The organism is Candidatus Accumulibacter contiguus (assembly GCF_012940005.1).
GTDB classification, from domain to species: Bacteria; Pseudomonadota; Gammaproteobacteria; order Burkholderiales; family Rhodocyclaceae; genus Accumulibacter; species Accumulibacter contiguus.
This window is the reverse complement of the sequence record NZ_SPMX01000003.1, coordinates 129,134-135,799: the sequence shown is the minus strand read 5'-3', so window position 1 is coordinate 135,799 and position 6,666 is coordinate 129,134. Positions and strand designations below refer to the sequence as shown.

Below are 6,666 nucleotides of genomic sequence, written 5' to 3'. Positions count from 1 at the left end.
CGTCCATCAAGACATTCCGCCGATCCGGCCTGCTTGAGCAAATCGTCACCCTGCCAGCCCCCTGCAAACAGGACGCGCTCGATTACGAAATTGCCCGCACTCCTTGCCAGGTTCGACTCATTCGCCAGGTGTTCGGCCACAAGGTGCGCGTTCTCGTGACCTCGCTCCTCGATCTGGATGCCTACCCCGCCGCCGCCTTCGGGGCGCTCTATCACTCCCGCTGGAGAATTGAGGAAGCCTTCAAACGGCTCAAGCACCGTCTGGCCCTCGAACACCTGTCGGGCATGTCCTGGCTGGCCGCACAACAAGACTTCGGCGCAAAAATCCTCTGCGACAACCTCAATGCCCTGGCCGTCCATGCTGCCAGTGAATCCCTCGATCCCAATACCCGCGCACGCTACTTCATCAACCGCGGCGACACCTTCTCTCGCATCAAGCGCACCCTCGGACGCTGGCTCCTCCAGGGCATCAATGCTCTCGACAATGTCGCCTCCGTCTTCGACGAACTCATCAAGAACCTCGTCCAGATAAAACCAAACAGGTCATCTCCCAGAAATTTCACCAAAAAACCACATTTATCACATGCTTACAAAAACGGGGTATGACTATGTTCTGATAGGTTGAGAGCATTGGGTTAGACTCCACTACCGCAGAACGTTTGAATTTACCGGCGCCGGGACGAGGCGTTGCCGAAGAGCCCAAGCCGCTGCACCGGCGTCCGGTGGAATGAGAAGTTGGACGGGGAACCAGCAATAACCCCCCGCTCGTGTGGCAAGCCGACGCGGCCACGGACCGGCCCGACCAAAGACACCACGCCGCCAGCGCGCCGACCGAAAGCGCTCCCCTTGGCCCCCCCGGCCCAGGCGGCCCTGGTTCGGGCGGGCACGCTACCGCAGGCAAGCGCCACGGTGACCCGTGCTTGGCCCGAAGAACCGAGGACGGCGGCCAAGCACACGACGAATACTTGGTGGCGCCAACGCCCAACGTAGAGCTAACCGGCGCTGCGCGGCTTTATCGCGCAGCGTCCAGCGACCAAAGGGAGCGAGGTTGAGCGCCGGGTTAGCCATGCTGCAAGACGTATAACCCACTTTGTGTAGCCCACTCTGATATGGCACCCATAGCCGTTGGCTTTGTAAAGAAGAAATGGTTTGTATCATCCCAGCTTTCATAGAAGACGCAATCCAACTCGGGCAGTGCCACATAAAACTGACGATGCCCAAGCATCCGACCGCCGCGGGGCGAGCAATAGTTAGCAAGCGCTGAAGCCGACGTAAACTCTCGGAACACCAAGCGATCTTTTTGACGCCGCCGAAAAACAAAAGAGAATACGGTAGTGCTGGCGACAAGCAGGGCACAAAACTTGGCATGTAGCGCATCTCGACGAGCCTGCTCGGCCGGTGAAATATTTTCAAGCAAATCACAGGCTTCTTCGCGGGAGAGCCAATGATCGAAGACAGTAACCGACAAAACTTGAACTCTTTTTGGCCGCTCGCCTTCATGTACTTCTTTCAGCCAAGGGTACTGAAGCCGCAACTCGGATTGACGGCTCGCAGGTAGATTAAGAAGGCGGCGCTTGTTCATGGCTAACGTTCGAGTTAACCGGCCCGCGGAGGCAGGCACCGTAAGGCCGGGCTGAGATGATGCACCATGTGCCTCAGCCCGGCCTTGCGGTGCCTGCCGTAGCGGGTCCGGTTGAACGAGGGGTTAGGCATCAGCTTACGCACCGACGAGCGGTTGGATTCTTGTGCGGGGCGCGCTGGCGGCGCAAGCTGGGCTCATGTGCCCCACTCGTTCCAGTACTTCTTTACCGCCGCAATATAGGTTTCAAAGTCGGCCGGCTTCCAGCAGTTTCCACCGCCTTCCCGGATCAGCCAGTAGAGGTCGTTCGCGCACGCGAGCTGCGTCTTGTCGGAGTCGTTCACCCAATTGAAGGTGTCGACGAACGAGTCCTCAAAGCTAGTCCCGAACTTGCCGTTCGGGACATTCCACAGCATCCCTTCAATGAAGTAGGAGGGCGCGACGCCTTCCGCAAGGTAACCATCTTCGACCATGCGGTTCCGTATGTTCTTGTAAACGCGCACCATCTTCTTGAACCACTCGTTCGAAGCCTGATGCTTTGCGGTGCAGTTGTCGCGATGCTGCTCGGGAAAATTCGTAACGCGTGTTTTGTCGGGTAGAAAGAAGCAAATTCCCTCGTCGTACTGGTCGTCGGTGCCAGTGCTTCCATTCCGGTAGCGGCGCAATTTTGCGCAAACGAGAACGTCGGAATCGCGACGACCATTGTTGCCACTAATGAAGATTGCCTTCTTGCCCGGCTTCACGTCGGAACCGAACTGTTTCGTGAGCCAGTCAACCACTTGCGCGCGGAACTCATGAAAACCGTATTGCACGTTGGGATAAGCGACGTCGAAGCTGCTCTTTGCACCCTCTTCCAACTGCGACAGGTCAGAATAGAAAGTCTGGTTCAGACGGATGATGATATCGACATCGCTGTCCTTCCAAACGTTCGTGTTGTTCCCGTACGAACCTTGAAGAAAAATCGAGTAGTCCTTCGCGTAGTACGGAGATGCGCTGTCATTCAGTGCCTTCTTGATCGTTTCGTACGTGGTCGCCGACTGCATGATTGAACCCTGCGCGGACCACGTCTTGAGTTGTGACTCTGGGATTGCCATTGACTGCTCCCTCAGCAAAGGAACGCTTTGAGCTTTTCTTCGTGCTCGGCGTACGAGTGAACACCGCGCTGCGTAAGGACGTTTAGCTTTTTGAGGTCATGTTCGAACAAGTCGGTCGCCATGGCCGGCTCCGAAAATGACTGATTAATACGAACGGTTTGAATGTGCTTGTACAGAATTGTCCGGAGTTGCTCCATCGACTGAACGTTTATCTCAAGTGTCTTCTGTAGCAGTTGAACACCGGGGGTTCTCTGCTTCCAGTAGTCCAATGTGAACTTGCTGAGGGGCCTCGGCGGATAGTTGCCGCACCCGAGGCTGACTACGCGAATATCGTCCGAGGGAACCTGCATCGAGATCGTCGCATCCGCTATCGCGTAGAGCGTCGGGTTGTTAGCGCAGAAGCCGCCGTCAATGAGTTCGATGTTGTCGCCGTTCGACGTGGTGACGGCCTTACGGTTGAAGTAGGGATAGGCGGAACAAGATGCCTGGACAGCTTCTCCCACCTTCACTCCAAAGCCAGGAACAAAGGAACCTTGCCTGCCGTGCGCCTGAGCAATGTTCCCCTTGAATATCATGGGTTGCTCAAGCACCCACTTAGTCGTCACCACACCTACGTTAGTCTTCACGTCGGTGAACATCGCGTCCTTGAAGATGGCCTTCGACAGGTTCGCGAGAGCCCCAGACCGCCCGTCTGCGTTTTTATGCTGCATTACGGTGGGGACGTGTTCCTGGTAGAGCGCGATGATCTCGTGAACTGACTTCCCCAACGCCAACATCGAGGCGATGATGGACCCGGTACTGGTACCAAAGATGAGATCGAACCGCTCATGAAGCGGACACCGGATTAGCGCCTCAATCTCCCGCAGAATGCCAAGCGTGTAGAAGCCTTTGGCACCTCCGCCATCGAGACATAGCACCCGAAATAGATTCTCCCTCGACATGCGCCTCTCCCTGGTTCGTGTGTAGGCGTCGAGAGGAATTATCCAACCTGACGCTTCAGCGCGCTGGGGTCACAAATCGCGCCCAGGAGCACATGTCATTACTGCTGCGTCGCGGGGCGCGTTTCTGATGCCTAACCCATCATGATTGACGATTGACTCGCCCCTGACGATGAAAGCAAGGTCAAGAAGTGAGAAGATCTCGTGTGGAAGAAGGCGGTGCAGAGGTCGAAGTACGAATGGCGGCTACACCCCGATGCCTAACCGGACCCACCTGGGCTGGCTCGCACCCCCGATTGTACCGCTTGGATGTTGACCAGCAGGACGCACGGTAAAGAGACCCTTTGAGGATCATCCAGCCCGCCGCGCCGACTTCTCCCAAGGTCATTTTTTACCACGGGAGATGAATTTATGGAAGGACTATCCCCTTTACATCGGAGAGTTGCCGGTATCGATGTGCATCGCATGCTGCATGTCGTGACGGTGCTGATTGAAGAAGACGATGGCACGATCAGCAAGCATCAGCGAGAGTTTGGTGGCTTCAAGCGCGACATGAAGGCGATGTCGGCCTGGCTGCAAGAGCTGGGTGTGGAGTTGGTGGTGATGGAGAGCACGGGCATTTACTGGAAGAGTGCGCATGCGCATATCGAACGGGTGGGCATTCCTGCGTTGGTCGTGAATGCGCATTTCATCAAGTATGTGCCGGGCCGCAAGACCGACATGGGTGATTCGGAATGGCTGGCTGTGCTGGCGCGGTTTGGGCTGGTGCGGGGCAGTTTCATTCCGCCGAAAGACTTGCGTGAATTGCGCCTCCTCTCGCGCTATCGCCGCAGAGTTTCGCAGATGCTCGCGAGCGAAACCAATCGGATGCACAAAGTGCTTGAGGATGGCGGGATCAAATTGGGTGCGGTCGTATCCGATATCAAAGGGGTTTCCGCACGCGAGATGGTGGCTGGGCTGATTGAAGGCAAACCGCTTGGCGAGATGCTCGCCATGGCGCGTGGCAGCCTGAAGAACAAACGCGACGACCTGGCCGCATCGCTCGATGGCGATCTCTCGCCACGCCACCTGTTCGTCCTGCGCCAGTTGCATGAGCACGTGACCGCATTGGAACGACAACTCGCCCAAATTGATGCCGAATTGTTTCAGGCGATGACGCCTTACCACTGGGCCTGGGTACTCCTGCAGACGATTCCCGGCATGGATGCCATCGCCAGCGCCATGATCCTGATTGAGATCGGCGACGACATGTCGCGTTTTGGCGATGCCGACAGACTGGCCTCATGGGCCGCCCTGTGTCCTGGCAACCATGAATCGGCGGGCAAGCGAAAATCAGGAAAAACGCGAAAAGGAAACGCCATTGTTCGTTCCCTCTTGTGTGAGTGCGCGAATGCAGCGCGAAGGACGAAAAGTAGTTTGGCCTCCAAATACCGCAATCTGAAAGTTCGCAAGAGCCACAACAAGTGCATTGTTGCTATCGCACATAAACTGATTCGCATTATCTATTTCATGCTGTCGCGGCGCGAGCCTTATCGTGATCCAGGGGTGAATTACGAGGCCATGTCCGCTCAAAAGAACGCTCCACGCTGGATCAAGGCTCTCAAAAATATCGGCAAGTTGCCAGAAGCAACCGCTGCCTCCGCCTGACCAGCCATCGCTTGACTTGACTATCCTGCTGACAGCGGGAGGCCTTTGTTCGTCTTTGTTCCCCGGGCTTTCACGGTAACGTATAGTGAACACCTATTTCGGTGCAATCTACTTTTTCGCGAGGTGTGTTCGCAGGGTGTAGTTCCAGACGCCTCAAGGTGTATACCGAGACACATTGATGTGTATACTGCGAACTCGTGAGAACAATGCTCAGATTCATAACGAATTGTTGCCCGTGAACACACCAGGAAACACACCGGGAAACACCCCAGGACCGCCGAGAGAGACACCTTCCGGTCCGGAAAACACGCCTGCCGAAACCGGAAACTCCCCCTCCGAACCCAAGCTTCTCGACCAAGTGCGTGATCAGATCCGCCTGCGCCACTACAGCATACGCACTGAAGCACAATATGTCCACTGGGTCAAGAGGTATATTCTCTTTCACCACAAGCGCCATCCCCGTGAGATGGGCGCGACTGAGGTGGAGGCGTTCCTGACCCATCTTGCCGTCGACGAGCATGTGGCATCGGCGACGCAAAACCAGGCCTTGTCGGCGCTGTTGTTCCTTTACCGCAAGGTATTGGGCGTCGAGCTTCCGTGGCTCGATGATGTGGTGCGAGCCAAGCAATCGCAGCGCCTGCCGGTGGTGCTGACACGTCTCGAAGTGCAGCGGGTGCTGGAGCGGATGGACGGGGTCCATGGCTTGCTCGCCCGCCTGCTTTACGGCACAGGGATGCGCCTGATGGAGGTGATCCGCTTGCGCGTGAAGGATCTGTATTTCGAGCAGGGCGAGATTCTGATTCGTGAGGGCAAGGGGGCCAAAGATCGTGTCACGATGCTGCCGGATTCGTTGGTGGCGGATCTACGCGCTCACCTGCTGCGACGAAGGCAAGTCTTCGACGACGATCTGCGGATGGGCAAAGCGACCGTTTACTTGCCGGATGCACTGGAGCGCAAGTACCCCGCGGCGAATACGAGCTGGGGGTGGCAATATGTTTTTGCCTCGGGCAGTTACTCGGTCGACCCGCGTAGCGGCGTGGAGCAGCGTCATCATCTCGATGAGAAGCTGCTGCAACGGGCGATGAAGAAGGCAGTGACGGCAGCGGGGATCGCCAAGCCGGCGACTCCGCACACGCTTCGCCATTCCTTCGCCACCCATCTGCTGGAAAGTGGATACGATATTCGCACGGTGCAGGAACTGCTGGGCCATGCGGATGTCGCGACGACGATGATCTACACGCATGTGCTCAAGCGGGGTGGGCGAGGTGTTCGCAGCCCGCTCGATGCGCTCGGGTAGCAAGGCGCACCGCTGTATCATGCGCGAATCGGCCGGATCAACCCGAAACTTTCCACCCGGCATGCTCGGCAACAGCCCGAATGACTGACGAAGGAACGTTTATTGTCATCGT

Annotated in this window: 6 protein-coding genes; 3 read left to right on the top strand and 3 right to left on the bottom strand. The window is 56.9% G+C overall.

Going from position 1 to position 6,666, the window contains the following annotated elements; all coding sequences use genetic code 11:
* A partial coding sequence (locus E4Q08_RS01505) for a transposase (RefSeq protein ID WP_169069079.1) occupies positions 1-605 on the top strand: 605 nt, incomplete at its 5' end.
* 454 nt (positions 606-1,059) lie between these two features.
* On the opposite strand, the gene E4Q08_RS01500 is transcribed toward E4Q08_RS01505, so the two are convergent.
* The 3 genes from E4Q08_RS01500 to E4Q08_RS01490 form a co-directional block, all read right to left on the bottom strand.
* Entirely contained in the window at positions 1,060-1,581 is a 522-nt protein-coding gene (locus E4Q08_RS01500) for a hypothetical protein (protein ID WP_169069078.1), read from the bottom strand.
* Positions 1,582-1,775: 194 nt separating this feature from the next.
* A complete protein-coding gene (locus tag E4Q08_RS01495) occupies positions 1,776-2,672 on the bottom strand; it encodes an anti-phage nucleotidyltransferase (RefSeq protein WP_169069077.1) in 897 nt (298 codons plus the stop codon).
* Positions 2,673-2,683: 11 nt separating this feature from the next.
* A complete protein-coding gene (locus tag E4Q08_RS01490) occupies positions 2,684-3,613 on the bottom strand; it encodes an anti-phage phospholipase (protein WP_169069076.1) in 930 nt (309 codons plus the stop codon).
* Between the two features lie 408 nt (positions 3,614-4,021).
* Between E4Q08_RS01490 and E4Q08_RS01485 the strand changes: the two genes are divergently transcribed.
* Together E4Q08_RS01485 and E4Q08_RS01480 are read left to right on the top strand one after the other, a co-directional pair.
* Positions 4,022-5,257, top strand: coding sequence for an IS110 family RNA-guided transposase (locus E4Q08_RS01485; protein ID WP_169069075.1), 1,236 nt, complete (start codon positions 4,022-4,024; stop codon positions 5,255-5,257).
* Between the two features lie 358 nt (positions 5,258-5,615).
* Positions 5,616-6,554, top strand: coding sequence for an integron integrase (locus E4Q08_RS01480; protein WP_308240027.1), 939 nt, complete (start codon positions 5,616-5,618; stop codon positions 6,552-6,554).
* Positions 6,555-6,666: the final 112 nt, after the last annotated feature.

Coding starts and splice junctions, on each gene's coding strand:
- E4Q08_RS01500 (WP_169069078.1), bottom strand. CDS start 1,581: ATGAACAAGCGCCGCCTTCTTAATCTACCTGCGAGCCGTCAATCCGAG.
- E4Q08_RS01495 (WP_169069077.1), bottom strand. CDS start 2,672: ATGGCAATCCCAGAGTCACAACTCAAGACGTGGTCCGCGCAGGGTTCA.
- E4Q08_RS01490 (WP_169069076.1), bottom strand. CDS start 3,613: ATGTCGAGGGAGAATCTATTTCGGGTGCTATGTCTCGATGGCGGAGGT.
- E4Q08_RS01485 (WP_169069075.1), top strand. CDS start 4,022: ATGGAAGGACTATCCCCTTTACATCGGAGAGTTGCCGGTATCGATGTG.